This is a genomic window from Secundilactobacillus muriivasis (assembly GCF_054785195.1).
Genome location: NZ_BAABMI010000009.1, coordinates 69,204 through 85,740, shown reverse-complemented (window position 1 = coordinate 85,740; position 16,537 = coordinate 69,204). Strand labels below are relative to the sequence as shown.

Annotated in this window: 7 protein-coding genes; all 7 read right to left on the bottom strand. The window is 47.8% G+C overall.

Features of this window, described 5'->3' with window-relative positions:
* On the bottom strand, window positions 1-7,121 hold a 7,121-nt coding region (locus tag ACYVR3_RS02485), incomplete at its 3' end, for a MucBP domain-containing protein (protein ID WP_461242989.1).
* Window positions 7,122-7,590: 469 nt separating this feature from the next.
* A complete protein-coding gene (gene uvrA, locus ACYVR3_RS02480) occupies window positions 7,591-10,437 on the bottom strand; it encodes an excinuclease ABC subunit UvrA (protein WP_461242988.1) in 2,847 nt (948 codons plus the stop codon).
* 16 nt (window positions 10,438-10,453) lie between these two features.
* Window positions 10,454-12,457, bottom strand: a complete 2,004-nt coding sequence (gene uvrB, locus ACYVR3_RS02475) for an excinuclease ABC subunit UvrB (RefSeq protein WP_057152096.1) — start codon at window positions 12,455-12,457, stop codon at window positions 10,454-10,456.
* Between the two features lie 238 nt (window positions 12,458-12,695).
* Window positions 12,696-13,067 (bottom strand): hypothetical protein, encoded by a 372-nt coding sequence (locus tag ACYVR3_RS02470; protein WP_461242987.1) that lies wholly within the window; start codon window positions 13,065-13,067, stop codon window positions 12,696-12,698.
* A 476-nt stretch (window positions 13,068-13,543) separates the two neighbouring features.
* Window positions 13,544-14,485 (bottom strand): thioredoxin-disulfide reductase, encoded by a 942-nt coding sequence (trxB, locus tag ACYVR3_RS02465; RefSeq protein WP_461242986.1) that lies wholly within the window; start codon window positions 14,483-14,485, stop codon window positions 13,544-13,546.
* Between the two features lie 124 nt (window positions 14,486-14,609).
* Window positions 14,610-15,503: a UTP--glucose-1-phosphate uridylyltransferase GalU gene (galU, locus tag ACYVR3_RS02460; RefSeq protein ID WP_461242985.1), complete on the bottom strand. Its 894-nt coding sequence runs from the start codon at window positions 15,501-15,503 to the stop codon at window positions 14,610-14,612.
* Between the two features lie 19 nt (window positions 15,504-15,522).
* Window positions 15,523-16,536 carry an NAD(P)H-dependent glycerol-3-phosphate dehydrogenase gene (locus ACYVR3_RS02455; RefSeq protein ID WP_054736314.1) on the bottom strand — a complete coding sequence of 338 codons (1,014 nt, stop codon included), beginning with the start codon at window positions 16,534-16,536 and terminating at the stop codon, window positions 15,523-15,525.
* Window position 16,537: the final 1 nt, after the last annotated feature.

The following is a 16,537-nucleotide window of genomic DNA, read 5'->3' as shown; positions in this document are numbered from 1 at the left end:
GTTCCATCTGGATTAACTACACCAGTAACAGTTGTTTTGTCTGACGTGTAACCTTCCTTGGTTGGCACTGGTACCGTGACTTTATCGCCGGTCACACCGTTAACTGGTGTACTTTTGACTGGGTTCGTATCAATCGTGTCACCCTCGCCATCGAGCGTTGTGCTTGGAATTGTAACCGTGCCCCTAGTTGCAGTTGGCGTATATTCAACTATCTCTGTGGTTGTAATCGTCCCATCTGGATTAACTACACCTGTAACAGTTGTTTTATTTGGCGTGTAACCTTCCTTGGTTGGCACCGGTACCGTAACATGATCGCCGGTCTTCCCAGTTACCTCAGCACTCGTTACTGGATCATCATTTCGAACTGTATCATCACCATTCAACGTATTACTTGGGATTGAAACTGTCTTGTTAACTGTGTTTGGCGTGTAGGTTACCTTGTCCGTTGTCGTGATGGTGCCATCTGGGTTCACCGTACCGGTCACTGTCGTTTGACTTGGTGTGTAACCTGCTTTAGCTGGAACATCAACCGTTACAGTTTCGCCCGTGAAACCAGTAACTGGATCACTCACCACTGGCGTTGTATCATCTGGGCCGCCATCGTTACCAGGCGTGGTACTTGGAATTGTAATTGTGCTAGTAACTGAATTTGGTGTGTACGTCACTTTTTCGGTCGTTGTGATCGTGCCATTAGGGTTCACAACACCAGTTACCATTGTTTTATTTGCGGTATAGCCTGGTTTGTCCGGAACAGCAATCGTCACGTTATCACCCGTCACACCAGTAACTTCCGCACTCGTTACCGGATCATTATTATCGACCGTTGTCTTATTATCCTTGAACGTTGTGCTTGGAATGGCAACTGTCTTCGTAACTGAATTTGGTGTGTACGTTACTTTTTCGGTCGTGGTAATCGTGCCATCTGGGTTGATCGTACCGGTCACTGTCGTTTTATCTTGAGTGTAGCCTGGTTTGTCCTCGACAGCTACCGTCACTGTATCTCCAGTAACACCAGTGACTGGCGTACTTGTAAAACTTCCATTCGTTGTCGGGAGGGTGTTACCACCCTTCGTAGTCGTTGGAATGACGATACTACCGGTGACTGTATTTGGCGTGTACGTCACTGTTTCAGTTGTCGTAATTGTGCCATCTGGGTTGATCGTACCGGTCACTGTCGTTTGACTTGGGGTGTAACCCGTTTTAGTTGGCACATCTACAGTGACAACATCACCCGTATGGCCGGTAATTGGATCACTAACTACTGGTGTTGTATCAGCTGGACCACCATCGCTGCCTGGAGTCGTACTTGGAATTGAAACTGTGTTTGTTACTGAATTTGGCGTGTACGTGATAGTCGTCTTCTCAGAAATTGAAATCGTCCCATCTGGGTTGACCGTTCCTATCACTGACGTTTGGCTTGCGGTATAACCGGGCTTTTCTGGTACTGCGATTGGCACTTCTTCACCGGTCTTCCCCGTTACCTCAACGCTGATTGGCGTTTCATCAGTTGTTGCGCCGCCACCATCTTGTGTCGTACTTGGAATCGTAACCGTATCGGTAAATTCTTTTGGTGTATAGGTCACCTTAGTATCAGTTGGAATCGTGATGGTCCCATCTGGCGTAACCGTTGCCGTAACAGTTGCGGGAGCTGTTGTATAACCATCTCTTGGTGGTAGCGTAATTTCGATAGCGTCACCCGTTTTACCGGTTTCTTCAATGGTAAATGGTTTGTCATCATCAGTAATTGTCCCGTCACTACCTACCGTCTCAGTTGGAATCGTCACGGTTTTGGTGACCGTATTTCGTTCATACGTTACCGTTTCATCTTTAGGAATTGTGATGGTGCCGTCATCATTAACGGTTGCCGTAACGGTTGCTTGATCTGGCGTATACCCCGCTTTTGGTGGCAACGTAACTTCAATAGAATCACCCGTTTTACCAGTCTTTTCAACGGTAAATGGTGTGGTATCTTCGGTGACGATTCCATCGTTCCCCTCCGTAGCAGTTGGAACAGTGACTGTATTGGTAACTTCCTTTGGTGTATAGGTAATCGTGGTCTCCTCTGGAATTGAAATCGTTCCATCTGGTTTGACTGTTCCAGTCACTGATGTTTGACTTGCAATATAACCAGGCTTTTCTGGTACTGCGATTGGCACTTCTTCACCAGTCTTACCAGTTACCTTAACGCTAATCGGCGTTTTATCAGTTGTTGCGCCGTCACCATCTTGCGTCGTACTTGGAATTGAAACTGTCGTTGTGGTCTCTTTTGGTGTATAGGTCACCTTAGTATCAGTTGGAATTGCGATGGTCCCATCTGGCGTAACCGTTGCCACAACAGTTGCGGGAGCTGTTGTATAACCATCTCTTGATGGTACCGTGATTTCAATCGCATCACCCGTTTTACCGGTTTCTTCAATGGTAAATGGTTTAGCATCATCGGTAATTGTTCCGTCACTACCTTTTGTAGCGGTTGGAATCGTCACCAGTTGAGTGACCGTATTTCGTGCATAGGTTACCGTTTCATCTTCAGGAATCGTGATGGTGCCATCATCATTAACAGTTGCTGTGACAGTTGCGTGATCTGGTGTATAGCCGGCCTTCGGTGGCAACGTAATTTCAATAGCATCACCCGTTTTACCAGTTTCTTCAACGGTAAATGGTTTGGCATCATCGGTGATTGTCCCGTCAACACCCTCCGTTGCAGTTGGAATCGTCACGGTTTGGGTGACCTCAACTGGCGTATACGTGACCTTAGTCCCATCCGGAACCTTAATCGTCCCATCTGGCTCAACTGTTGCTGTGATTACCGGCGTGGTCGTCGTATAGCCATCCCTCATTGGCAACGTAATTTCAACCGAATCGCCCGTTTTACCGGTTTTTTTAATTGTGAATGGTGTGGTGTCTTCGGTGATTGTCCCGTCACTATCCGCCGTCTCAGTTGGAATCGTCACGGTTTGGGTGACCGTATTTGGCTGATACGTTATTGTCGTATCGGCTGGAATCGTGACGGTACCATCATCATTAATTGTCGCCGGAATCGTTGCTTGTTCTGGTGTATAACCGGCCTTTGGCGGTACCGTAACGGAAACTGCATCACCCGTTTTTCCGACAACCTCGACATTAACTGGTGTGTCATCGATAACTTTTCCACTACTATTTTCCGTCGTGCTTGGCACCGGAATGGTCTGTTTGACTGGATTTGGTGTGTAGACGATTGTCGTCTCATCCGGAATCGTAATCGTGCCATCCGGATTGACCGTTCCCATCACCGTCGATTGACTTGGGGTATAGCCCGTTTTAGTTGGTACCGTAATCGGAACTTGATCACCAGTTTTACCTGTGACACCAACAGTAACGGGCGTCCTATCAGTCGGATTGCCATCGCTATCTTCCGTTGTACTTGGAATTGAAATTGTTTGCGTTGCTGTCTTTGGTTCATACGTGATCGTCGTTGTGTCCGGAATCGTAATCGTCCCATTCGGATTGACCGTTCCCGTTATCGTTGTTGGTTTGGTTGTATAACCCGTTTTTGGTGGTACCGTAATAGACACTGCTTCGCCTGTTTTACCAGTTACCTCAACTTCAACCGGCGTCTCATCGATGACTGTTCCGTCACCCTTTTGCGTTGTACTTGGAATGGTTATCTTCTGCGTGACTGTATTTGGCGTATAAATGACTGAGATTGGGGTATCCCCGGCTGGTACCGTCAAATTCTGGCCCGGCTCAACCGTATAACCTTCAACATCTGGGTAATCACCATCACTAATGGTCGTGGCGGTCGTCCCCTGTTCGTCAAGCGGCGCTCCAATCTCAACGTTGTCTTCTGTTACGGGTGTGATGGTATAGCCGTGAGTTGCTACCACGTAAGTCACTGTGATACTTGGTGTCACAAGTGTGCCATTTTCACCAACCGCAAAACTAACATCATATTGCTTAGCATCCGCCTGATAACCAGTGACCTCAGTTGGCGTCAATGTCGTGGTCGTTCCAGTATCACCACTGATACTCGTTTGAGTTGGTTTCAAAGCATCCGGCAACCCGACGTAGTTAATCGTGACCGTTTGCTGGCCCGCAACGTAAGTCACCGTTACGGATTCAGTTGCAGCGCTCGTGGCTGGATCTGTCGTTTCAGCTGGCGTTGTTTGCGTCAATGCGTATAAACCAGTTACTGTCGGCGAATCAACCGCCGCAAAGTCGGCAGCCGTCGTCGTCCAGTTGCCTAACGTTACTGTTGGGGTGCCTGCAGTGACGGTTAACGTTGGAATTTGATGATAGGTAACCGTTTGGGTGACCTTATCGGCAACAACACTTTGATCCGCTTGGTTGACGTAATTGATCGTTCGGGTGAACGTTTTATCGTTGGTAAAGACAATATAGAAGGTTGAATCCTTGCTGTCGGAGGTGACTTGTTGGGCAGCTAATCCTGAAAGTGTTTGGCCATCACGCGTTAAGGCAACTGGGGTCAATGCCTTCCCAGTTGCGTCAAAAAGGTACCAAGATTGACCCGCCTTATCCGTAACATCTTGCGCAAGTTCATAATCAAGTGCTGGCTGGAAATCAGTTCCTGTTGCATCCGCTACAGTTTGGGGACCAGCCGTTGCCGTCCAATCACCAAAACTGACAGTTGGCTTATCCGGGTTAGAAAAATCAACGGTTGCCGTTCGCGTAAAGTAGACCCAAACATTGGACGGTAGAATCACTTTCCCCGTCTGATCCAACGTATAAACCGTTTCCCGAATCGCCCGATCCAAATCATCTTTATTCACATCCGGATTCGTGTTTTGATCATTACCCGTCAAACCATCATCCGTTAAACTAGTTGGCCAAACCGGGGCATCAGTCCCTTGACTACCATCTACCGCAGTGCCGGCCGTAATTTTGTTACCATTACCATCGACAACATTACCATCGCCGTCTACCGAAACGGTAACTTTCGTTTTGACGTATTTTAACGTAATTGCGTTATCGCCATCGATGACCGTGTAATTGGTTGGGTTCGTGGCATAAGCCGTGTAACCCGTGATAGTTGGACTTGGCACGGATACCGTTTCACCAACGATTCCGGCTAATGACGTTTCTGGATTGGTGATTAGCGTTTGATCAATGGCTTGTCCTGCTTGGTCGACATAGTTGACTGTGATTGGTTGCTGCTGGATGTAGCTCAAGGTAACAACGTTTTCGCCATCAACCATTTTGTAGGTTCTTGGCATATCAGTAGCTAATTCATAGCCGGTAATGTTGTAATTTTGATCAACCTCAGTCAGTTGAACTTCTGTGTTATATGTTGACGTCACTGTCTGGTCATCAGCAGTCGCAATCTCGTTACCATCTTCATCAACGTGCTTGATCACCAATGTTTCCGGATTAGCAGTGTAGTGCAATGTCACCGTGTTATCATTTGCAAGTGATGTGACCGTGTAGCTAGTAGCGTTGTCCGTTGCGGTTGCAGCGTAGTCTTGGTTGTATGTGTAGCCGGTAATCGCAATGGGCGTAATCGAAATTGCTTCGTTAAATTTACCATATATCTGTGTTTCACTTATCTGTGTTTTACTAATTTCTTTGCCGGCTGTATCATCAAAGTATTTGACGTTCACTCCGACTTTAGTAGCATCATAAGTGTAGGTGATGGTTGTCGTTTGTGGAATATAAGGGTTGACAACCTGATAGGATGGAAAGGCGCCAGCAGCTCCTGGCTTTCCAGTTGCGATATCATATGTCAAGGTACCCTTATAATTTGCACCATTGGTAGCATCTATAAATTTCCAATCGATTGTCCCAGCGTTTACGTCACTAACCGTATACGTCAATGTCCCCCACTTGGCACCATCACCTGATTTATAAAGTACTTCAGTCATCGTTTGGTCGTTTTCCACAAATGGTGACATGTAACCATCAGCGTTAGCACTTGCTGTGGGATCGTAACCCGTAATTTCTGTCGACGGTTCCGTCGTGTATTTTTGACCTGATAAGCCCGTCATTTGAACTGAATCCGCAATTTGATTGCCGTTTTGGTCAACATAATTAGTCGTTTGTGTTTGCTGGATTGGTTTTAAAACCGCATCGCCACTCCAGCTTGTCAAGGTTGTGGTGCCTGCTTTATATTCACCATCGAGGTAACCAAAAACGTTCGTTACAATTTGATACGTTCCCACGGTTGATAGCACATAGACACTACTCTCGTCATTGTGGACGGTCAGCCCCGTAGTTGAATCGGTATACTTACTTTTTTCTGTAATATCTTGGGTAGAAAGTACTTTCCAAGCATCAGCAGTCTTCTGAGCCACAGTCACATAAGTTTTCGAAGCCGTATCCCGGTCTGTTGAAAGGGCAAGATCATAGCTCCCTTTTGATACTTCAAAATAGGTATACTGATCGCCAGTATCCTTTACCGAAGCCGCATAAGTCCCTGCCGCATAATCTGGATCCGAAACCGAGAACCCAGCCGGCAGCTTATCAGTAGCTGTGGTTGCCGTGGTCGTACCATCTGCCGTTGTACCATCAGTCGTACCGGTCGTATCAGTGGCCGTTGATGTGCCATCCGTTGAGACTGCCCCTATCTGATTCTTATACCTCACAACATTGTTGGTACTCGAATTAGAGGCACTGGCGTTCGTCGCCTGTGTCTCTTCACTTGAAACTGTTTTAGTCGTTACATCTGAATCATCAAGCGTTGCCGGTACCTCGACCGATGGTACATCGGTTGCAGTTTTATCAGCTGCGGTCGGTTCTGTCGTAGTCGTTTCGGTCGCTCCGGTTTCACCCGTCGTTACGTTACTATTAGTCGCATTCGAACCATCACCGACAGTCTCAGCCGCTGAACTCGACGTTGTCGCTACTGTACCCGAAGTAGCAGTATTAGACGTTGCCGAATTAGCCGACAACGCCACTTCTTTTTGTTGAATCGTTTGACTCCTCGTTGCTTGTCCTGACACATCCGTTGTATCGGTTGGCGCCACATCAGCATGGGCATCCACCGTCACACCCAACTGGGCCAAACCAAACGAAAACGTTGCGACACCGGCAACAAGCCAGAGTTTGCCTGCCTTATAAAGCTTAAAACGCTCCGTTTTAGTTGCAAGATCCTTCTCCAAATGATGATTACAATGACTTAACTTCCCCATTGTTACCCCTCCGTATTGCGAACAATGGTCCCCTAGTGTTAATGAGTGGTTATTCAATTGTTTAACTTTACTAAGTTACTCGCGCTCAATCCCATTTAAGCGCTTCCTAAACGTAAGTTAGTCCCCCATTAAATCCAGTTTCCCGTCGCTCGATTCAAGTTAGCATTTTTCATACAATTCACGATATATAAAAGTGGTAAATTTAAGTATGCTCCAAGGTAAATTATAGTGCTAAATTGTAAAAATACCAGCGTTTAAAATTACGTTTCTGTTACATTTATCACACATTTACATCTTTGTTGGCCAATTTTAAAACACTATTCATTAAACGTAGCCCAATTTCACTTGCCGTATAGTTCTGGATTCATAGTGCTGTCATGTGAAACTAGGCTTGATAAATCAATTTAGACCACAAAAAAAGCACCATGACCGCCCTCACAGACCATCATGATGCTTACTGTTCAAATCATTACTTTTGTTGTGCCGCCATCCGCTGCCGATCCCGTTCAAGAATCGGTGCCAGATAATGACCGGTGTAACTTTCCTTCACCTGAGCTAGTTCTTCAGGGGTTCCAGTAGCGACCACTTGGCCACCACCATCGCCACCTTCAGGCCCTAAGTCGATCAGGTGGTCGGCGGTCTTAATGACATCTAAGTTATGTTCGATGATCAACACGGTGTTGCCGTTATCCACCAGTCGGTGAAGCACGTCTAACAGGCGCTTAATATCATCAACGTGTAACCCAGTCGTTGGTTCGTCTAAAATGTAGAAGTTCTTCCCGTCGGAACGCTTCTGCAATTCTGACGCTAACTTCATCCGTTGGGCTTCCCCACCAGACAAGGTCGTAGCGGATTGGCCAAGTGACACGTAGCCCAAGCCAACATCGTGAATTGTTTGCAGCTTCCGGGTGATCTTAGGAATTGCACTAAAGAAGTCCAGTGCTTGATCCACCGTCATGTTCAGCACTTCGGCGATGTTCTTGCCTTTGTACTCAACTTCCAGCGTTTCTGAGTTATACCGGTTACCATGACAAACTTCACATGGCACGTAAACGTCGGGCAAAAAGTTCATTTCGATCTTCAAAATCCCGTCACCGTGACAGGCCTCACAACGGCCACCCTTCACGTTGAAGCTAAAGCGACCCTTTTGGTAACCGCGTAGCTTGGCTTCACTGGTTTGGGCAAACAACCCGCGAATATCATCAAAGACGCCGGTATACGTTGCCGGGTTACTCCGTGGCGTCCGACCAATTGGACTTTGGTCGATGTCGACGATCTTTTCAATATTTTTGATACCGCTGACTGATTTGTATTTACCCGGTTTCTCAGAATTGCGGTTGATTTTTTGCGCCAGCACCCGTTTCAAAATGGTGTTGACCAGCGTGGACTTTCCGGAACCGGAAACCCCCGTGACGACTACAAATTCACCCAGTGGAAAATCAACGGTGATATCCTTCAGGTTATTTTCTGCCGCCCCGGTGATCCGAATCTTCTTGCCGTTGCCTTGACGACGGGTTTCTGGAATCGGTACGAACTTCTTACCGGCCAAATACTGCCCGGTCAACGACTTCTTGGTCTTCACAACCTGCTTAGGCGTCCCAGCCGCCATGACCTCGCCACCATGCTCACCGGCCCCTGGTCCAATATCGATCAAGTAGTCCGCCGCCAACATGGTGTCCTCATCGTGTTCGACCACGATCAAGGTGTTGCCCAGATCACGCATCTTCTTCAATGAGGCAATCAAGCGGTCATTATCCCGTTGATGCAACCCAATTGAGGGTTCATCCAAGATGTACAGCACCCCGGATAAGTTTGACCCGATTTGCGTTGCCAACCGAATCCGTTGGGCTTCCCCACCAGACAGCGTTCGGGCGGCCCGACTTAACGTCAAGTAGTCCAAACCAACGTTTTCCAAGAACGTCAACCGATCCCGAATTTCTTTCAGGATTGGCCGCGCAATGGTTTCGTTTTGTTCGCTAAATTGAAGGTCATCAAAGAATGGCAGTTCCTTACCAATGGCCAAATCAGAAACTTCCCCAATGTGGTGACCGCCAACTTTAACTGCTAAGGCCTTCCGGTTCAACCGGTAACCATGACAAGTTTGACAGGTCAGTTCCCGGAAGTACTGTTGCATTTGGCCTTGCGTAAAATCGGAACCACTGTGATAACGACGATCAACGTTATTGATCACCCCTTCAAAGGGCGCATCCGTTTCCCGAACACCACCAAAGTCACTATCTAAGCGGAAATGTAGTGACTTGCCCTTCGAGCCAAACAGCACAAAGTTGCGGTCCTCCTTAGATAGTTCCTTCCAAGGCGTATCCATCGAAATACCGGCTTGCTCACAGGCTTGCCGTAACATTTCAGGGTAGTATTTGGAACTCGAATTCCATGGTGCCAAGGCCCCTTCGGCCAAGGTAAGACTGTCATCGGGCACGATCAAGTCTGGATCGACTTCCAGCTTCATCCCTAACCCGTCACAATCTGGACAGGCCCCAAATGGCGCGTTGAATGAGAACAAGCGGGGTTCCAATTCGCCGACCGTAAAGCCACAAATTGGGCAGGCGTAGTGTTCAGAGAAAAGAATCGGTTCACCACCAATCAAATCAGCGACCGCGTAGCCACCACTCAACCGTAACGCAGCTTCGAAGGAATCGAATAGCCGTGAGCGGATGCCATCTTTAACCACGATTCGGTCCACCACAATGTCGATCGAGTGCATCTGATTCTTAGTGAGTTCAATGTCCTCATCAACATCGTGAACTTCACCATCGATGCGAACCCGTACGAAGCCTTCACGCTTGATCTTATCGAAGACTTTCTTGTGTTGGCCCTTCTTCTCCCGCACGATTGGTGATAAAATCTGCAACTTCGTGCGTTCGGGTAACGCCAACACCTTATCAACCATTTGTTCAACGGTTTGACTGGTAATTTCGGTGCCATCGTTAGGGCAAATTGGTGTCCCAACTCGAGCCCACAACAACCGTAAGTAATCGTTGATTTCCGTCACCGTTCCGACCGTTGACCGGGGGTTCTTTGACGTGGTCTTTTGGTCAATTGAAATTGCCGGTGATAGGCCATCGATCGAATCGACGTCTGGTTTATCCATCTGACCCAAGAATTGACGTGCATACGCCGAAAGACTTTGGACGTAGCGCCGTTGGCCTTCAGCGTATAGCGTATCAAACGCCAGGGAACTCTTTCCTGACCCTGATAGACCCGTCACAACAACCAACTTATTCTTCGGTATCTTAACGTTAATGTTTTTCAAGTTATGGGCACGCGCCCCGTGAATATCAATATAGTCGTTAGCCAAAAATGATCCCCCTGTCCTAATCCAACTGTGCTTTCAGTTCTAGTACGGTATCGCGAAGTGTGGCTGCGTGTTCGAAGTCCAGCTTCTTAGCCGCCGCCCGCATTTCGTTTTCAAGTTTGCCAATCATATCCAACTGTTCTTCGTGGGTCATGGATTCGAAATCGCTCTCCACGAAATCATCCTTTTCGCCACTGTCACCAGCTGGCTTCGTGACACTGATCAGGTCACGAATTTCCTTCTTAATGGTCTTCGGTGTAATGCCGTGTTCAGTGTTGTACTTGGTTTGAATCTCACGACGACGGGCCGTTTCATCCATCGCACGTTGCATCGAATCAGTCACGTGGTCGGCATACATAATAACCGCCCCGTGTTCGTTCCGAGCAGCCCGACCCATTGTTTGGATCAGCGACCGTTCGTTACGCAAGAAGCCTTCCTTATCCGCATCCAGAATAGCGACCAAGGACACTTCTGGGACGTCGATGCCTTCACGCAACAAGTTGATACCGACTAATACGTCGTATTTGCCTAACCGCAGATCCCGGATAATTTCCGTTCGCTCCAAGGTCTTGATATCACTGTGCAGGTAAGCCACCTTGATTCCCAGATCCTTCAAGTAGTCGGTCAAATCTTCGGACATCTTCTTTGTTAACGTGGTGACAAATACCCGTTCGTCCGCATCAATTCGCTTGTTGATCTCACCAACCAAGTCATCCATTTGGCCCATAATTGGCCGCACTTCAACGGTCGGATCCAGCAAGCCCGTCGGCCGAATGATCTGTTCGATGACGTCATCGGTTTGCGCCATTTCGTAATCCCCAGGCGTGGCGGACATGTACACGACTTGGTTCACGTGTTGTTCAAATTCATTCAGTTTGAGTGGCCGGTTATCCAGCGCGCTTGGCAACCGGAACCCGTAATCAACTAATTGTTGTTTCCGGGAACGGTCACCATTGTACATCCCACGAACCTGTGGCATCGTTACGTGAGATTCGTCGACAACTAATAAGAAGTCATCAGGGAAGAAATCCAGTAACGTGTACGGTGGTTCACCAGGTTTACGGCCATCCATGAAACGAGAATAGTTTTCAATCCCGTTAGTGTAGCCCATTTCCCGTAACATTTCGATATCGTACGTGGTCCGTTGCTTGAGCCGTTGCGCTTCCAGCAACTTGCCTTCGCCTTCCAATACCTTTAACCGATCGTCTAACTCAGCCTGAATCCCGTCAATGGCGTTATCCATAATGTCATCGTTGGTCATAAAGTGGGTCGCCGGGAAGATGGCGACGTGTTGTCGATCACCAATAATTTCACCGGTTAAAGCATCCACTTCCCGAATCCGATCAATTTCATCACCGAAGAATTCCACGCGCAAGGCCCGTTCGTCACGAGAAGCGGGGAAAATCTCAATCACGTCACCGTGAACTCGGAAACGCCCCCGTTGAAAATCGATGTCGTTGCGTTCGAATTGAATATCGACTAATTTACGCATTAAATCATTGCGCTCGATTTCGTCACCCACCCGCAATGAAACGGTATGGTTCTTATACTCGGTTGGATCCCCCAAACCAAAGATTGAGGACACCGAAGCCACAACGATCACATCGTTTCGTTCTAGCAGTGAACTGGTCGCTGAGTGCCGTAATTTATCAATTTCATCGTTCACCGATGAATCTTTTTCGATATACGTATCGCTCGATGGGACATAGGCTTCTGGTTGGTAATAGTCATAGTAACTCACAAAGTACTCCACCGCGTTATTTGGGAAGAACTCCTTGAATTCACCATACAATTGCCCAACCAGCGTTTTGTTATGCGATAAGATCAGCGTCGGTTTATTGACGTTTTTAATGACGTTTGAAATCGTAAACGTCTTACCGGTCCCAGTCGCCCCCAGTAGAACCTGGGCTTTTTTACCCGCAATGATGCCATCCGTTAACTCCTGAATCGCACCCGGTTGGTCCCCCGTGGGCTGATACTTCGAGACCAATTCAAACGGTCGATTTTCCTGACGTTCAATCATTAATCGCAACCTCCAATACTATTGTCGCACTCAAAAAGTAGGCAAGCTAAGTTGCTTCCCCACACATGTCTGTCTATTCTACCACACCGAACGTACTTTCGCTAGAGATGCGTTTTTTCCTCGTTTTGGTTATAAATTCCGTTGATAAATCGTCACGTCAACCCAGTCCCCCGCAATGGTTGTCCGGGTTTCGCTAATGGGTTCAAACGCCAATTGTTGGTAAAATTGTTGGCCGTCCTTATCCGCTTTTAGAACGAATAATTGAACCTGAACGGCCGTCAACTGCTTGAGCGTCTGTAAAATGTTTTCCAAAATACTGTCCCAACCAAACTAATTGTGGTAGCGGATAATCAATCGTCAAATCAACCGTCCCCATTAACTGTCCCTTGTCAAAGAAACCCAAGTACTGTTTCTGCGCAACCGCCGCTTCAGCAGCCAATTCGTCTAAATCAGAAGTCGCCTCACGCTGAGTTAGCTTATGATCCATAAATAAATCAAAATACCGCTGATACTGTTTTTGAAGCGCATAAATCTGCGCATCATCTTCATGGCTCAGTGCTCGCACCTCATAGGGTAATTGCTGACTTAACTGCGTCGCTAAAGCTTCCATGTTAACCGCTCCTTTTATCCGTTAATTTTACTGTCTGTCTAACTCTAACACTGATAGTCGCTGTTGTATATTTTTGTTTCCATTCCTAGGAGTTGCTATCGCTTGTGTCCAGCGTAAGTGTTGGGTGTATGGTGAGTGCTGGCTGTTTGTCGTCGCTTCGCTCGCCAAAGCCGCACTGAAAAATGCTCATTCAGGCTACAAAATTCGGCGTCATTTAAGCTGTTATTTCCAGGGTTCCTGAAGTTATAGAAGCTTGTCAACCACGCGTTTTCTGGCCACCACGCCGAATGGTGCTGCGCGAGACTGAGAGCTGCATGTAAGGGCACTTCGATAAAACCGCCAGACCCGGGCGCTTTCACCGAAGTGCCCTTACACTACGCTCTCAACCCGTCTCGCTCCGCACACTTACGCTGGACACAAACGACAGCAAAAAAGCCGCCGTTACATACAGCAACGACGGCTTCATCATCTCTTGTTTAGTTAACGCTTTGCTTATCAGCCAAAGCTTCGATGTACTTAAACACTTGTTGTCCGGCAATGCCACCATCGCCGACTGCAGTGGTGATTTGGCGAAGGTCCTTCGCGCGAACGTCACCAATCGCGTAGATACCAGGAACCTTAGTTGCCATTTCGCCATCGGTTGGGATCCAGCCGATTTCGTCAGTGATGCCGAGACCACCGAATTCGTCAGTCTTAGGTAAAATGCCGACGTAAATGAAGACCCCACTAGCATCAATGGTTGATTCTTCGCCAGTTTGGTTGTTCTTGATCTTAACACCGGTCACCTTGTCATCGTCACCTAAAACTTCGGTAACGTTGGTGTTCCAAACAAAGTTCATCTTGTCGTTAGCAAATGCGCGGTCTTGTAAAATCTTTTGCGCGCGTAATTGATCGCGACGGTGAATAACCGTTACCTTGGAGGCAAGTTGAGTGAGGTAGAGGCCTTCTTCAATGGCTGAGTCACCGCCACCAACGACGATGACTTCACGACCCTTAAAGAAGTTACCATCACAAACGGCACAGTACGACACACCCCGGCCACCATAGGCTTCTTCACCAGGAACTCCGAGTTTACGGTATTCAGAACCAGTGGCAATCACAACGGCTTTGGCTTCAAACGTGTCGGAATCGGTTTTCACGATCTTAACGTCACCTTGATCAGTAACGCCTTCAACGTTGCCGTAAGCATATTCAGCCCCAAATTGGGTTGCCCCTTGGTACATGTTTTGTGCCAAATCTGGCCCTAACACTGAGGAGAAACCGGGATAGTTCTCGATTGCCGCCGTGTTGTTCATTTGACCACCGTAAATGCCGCGGTCAAGCATCAAAACGGACAAGTTCGCCCGAGAAGCGTATAAGGCTGCGGTCATCCCACCGGGACCCGCACCAATCACAATAACGTCGTACTGTTTTGCCATCTTTGTTCCCCTTTCACAACCCAATCCGTTGATTGAGTGCTTAATTTAATGATGTTTACTTTACTATCTTTTTGTAAGTTTGTCTATTACTTTGACTAGCCAACTGATTCAATTTGACTATCAGCTACTTGCGTTGGTCCTCTGCCAGTAACTGCTGGCCGATCTGTTCAAGGTATTGTCGCAATTCATCCTTCACTTCAGGATGTTGCAGGCCGTATTCGATATTCGTCTTCAACCAGCCAAACTTGTTGCCAACATCGTGCCGTTCGCCCTTGAATTCGTGGGCAAACACCCGCTGTGTCCGGTTTAACAGATCAATTGCATCCGTTAACTGCACCTCGCCGCCCTTACCAGGGGCCGTGTGTTCCAGCGCGTCGAAAATTTCCGGATTGAACAAGTACCGACCGATAATTGCTAAATCAGAAGGGGCCTGTTCCGGGGTTGGCTTTTCGACAAAGTTCTTCACGTTGAAGAGTCCCGGCTTAACTTCTGCGGTTGGGTCGATCACGCCGTATTTGGCAGTATCTTCGTGCGGTACTCGCATGACGGCTAAGGTCGATGCACCCGTTTCCTGATAACTATTGATCAATTGTTGGGTCAGTGGCACTTGATCATGCATCATGTCATCGCCCAACATCACGACAAACGGTTCATTGCCAATAAAGGCCTTCGCCGTCAACACGGCGTCCCCTAACCCACGTGGGTGAGATTGACGGATAAAATACAGGTTGATGTCCGTCGTCTCTTGAACCAGCTTCAGCATCTCAGTCTTATGCTTGGCAATCAAATTGTCTTCCAATTCTGGATTGGAATCAAAGTGGTCCTCAATCGAGCGCTTGCTCTTCCCGCTAACGATCACAATATCTTCGATGCCAGATTGGCGGGCTTCTTCAACGATAAACTGAATCGTTGGTTTGTCCACGATTGGGAGCATTTCCTTCGCCAGTGCTTTAGTTGCCGGCAAGAAACGGGTGCCCAAACCAGCAGCTGGAATCACCGCTTTACGTACTTTCTTCATGCGTTTCGTCTCCTGAATCCTAAAATTCGGACCGGCCTTCACGTTGCATGAGGTCGGAGATGGCTTTGCGAATATCCTTGCCTTCGTAAAGCACTTGGTAAATGGCTTCCGTAATTGGCATATCAACGCCACGTTGTTGGGCAAGTTCGTAGGCGGACTTCGTGGTTGCCACCCCTTCGATCACCATGCCCATGTGGTTGATAACGTCATCCAACGATTCACCGCGACCGAGTTCATCACCCGCCCGGTAGTTCCGTGAGTTTTGACTCGTCCCAGTTACGATAATGTCACCGACACCGGCTAAGCCAATGAAGGTTTGTGGGTTGGCACCAAACGAGGCACCCAACCGAGAAATTTCAGCTAACCCACGGGTCATCAAAGCGGCCTTAGCATTGTCGCCGTAACCTAGTCCGTTCAACGCCCCAGTACCAAGCGCAATGATGTTCTTCAAAGCCGCCGCAATTTCGACGCCAATCACATCACTGTTGGTGTAAACCCGGAAGTAGTTGTTCATGAATAAGTCTTGAACGTGCTTAGCAGCATTTAAGTCCGCACTAGCAGCCGTCACTAAGGTCAAATCCTTCTTGGCAACATCTTCAGCGTGACTTGGGCCTGATAACACCGTGATCGAACTCCGGTAGGCACTTGGAATTTCTTCCGCTAAAATTTCGGAAACGCGCTTGTAGGTGTTTTGTTCGATCCCCTTGCTAGCATGAACCAAAGCTGGTCGGCTATTTAGAGCTTCCAACGCCGCTTTGACTTCACCTGCAACTGATCGAACCGCCTTCGTTGGTACCACGAATAGCACCGTTTCAGCACCGGTTAACGCCGTCTTCAAATCTGCATAAGCCTTAAGCGTATCCGAGAAAGTAAAATTCTGAATGTAGTGGCTGTTGGTATGCTTTTCGTTGAGTTCAGCGACCTGCTCTGGTTTGTACGACCAAAGTGCCACATCGTGCCCATTTTCGTCTAACAAGTTTGCCAAGATACTGCCCCATGAACCTGCGCCTAAAACTGCAATTTTTTCAGACATA

Coding starts and splice junctions, on each gene's coding strand:
- uvrB (WP_057152096.1), bottom strand. CDS start 12,457: ATGATTGAACGTCAGGAAAATCGACCGTTTGAATTGGTCTCGAAGTAT.
- ACYVR3_RS02470 (WP_461242987.1), bottom strand. CDS start 13,067: ATGGAAGCTTTAGCGACGCAGTTAAGTCAGCAATTACCCTATGAGGTG.
- trxB (WP_461242986.1), bottom strand. CDS start 14,485: ATGGCAAAACAGTACGACGTTATTGTGATTGGTGCGGGTCCCGGTGGG.
- galU (WP_461242985.1), bottom strand. CDS start 15,503: ATGAAGAAAGTACGTAAAGCGGTGATTCCAGCTGCTGGTTTGGGCACC.
- ACYVR3_RS02455 (WP_054736314.1), bottom strand. CDS start 16,536: ATGTCTGAAAAAATTGCAGTTTTAGGCGCAGGTTCATGGGGCAGTATC.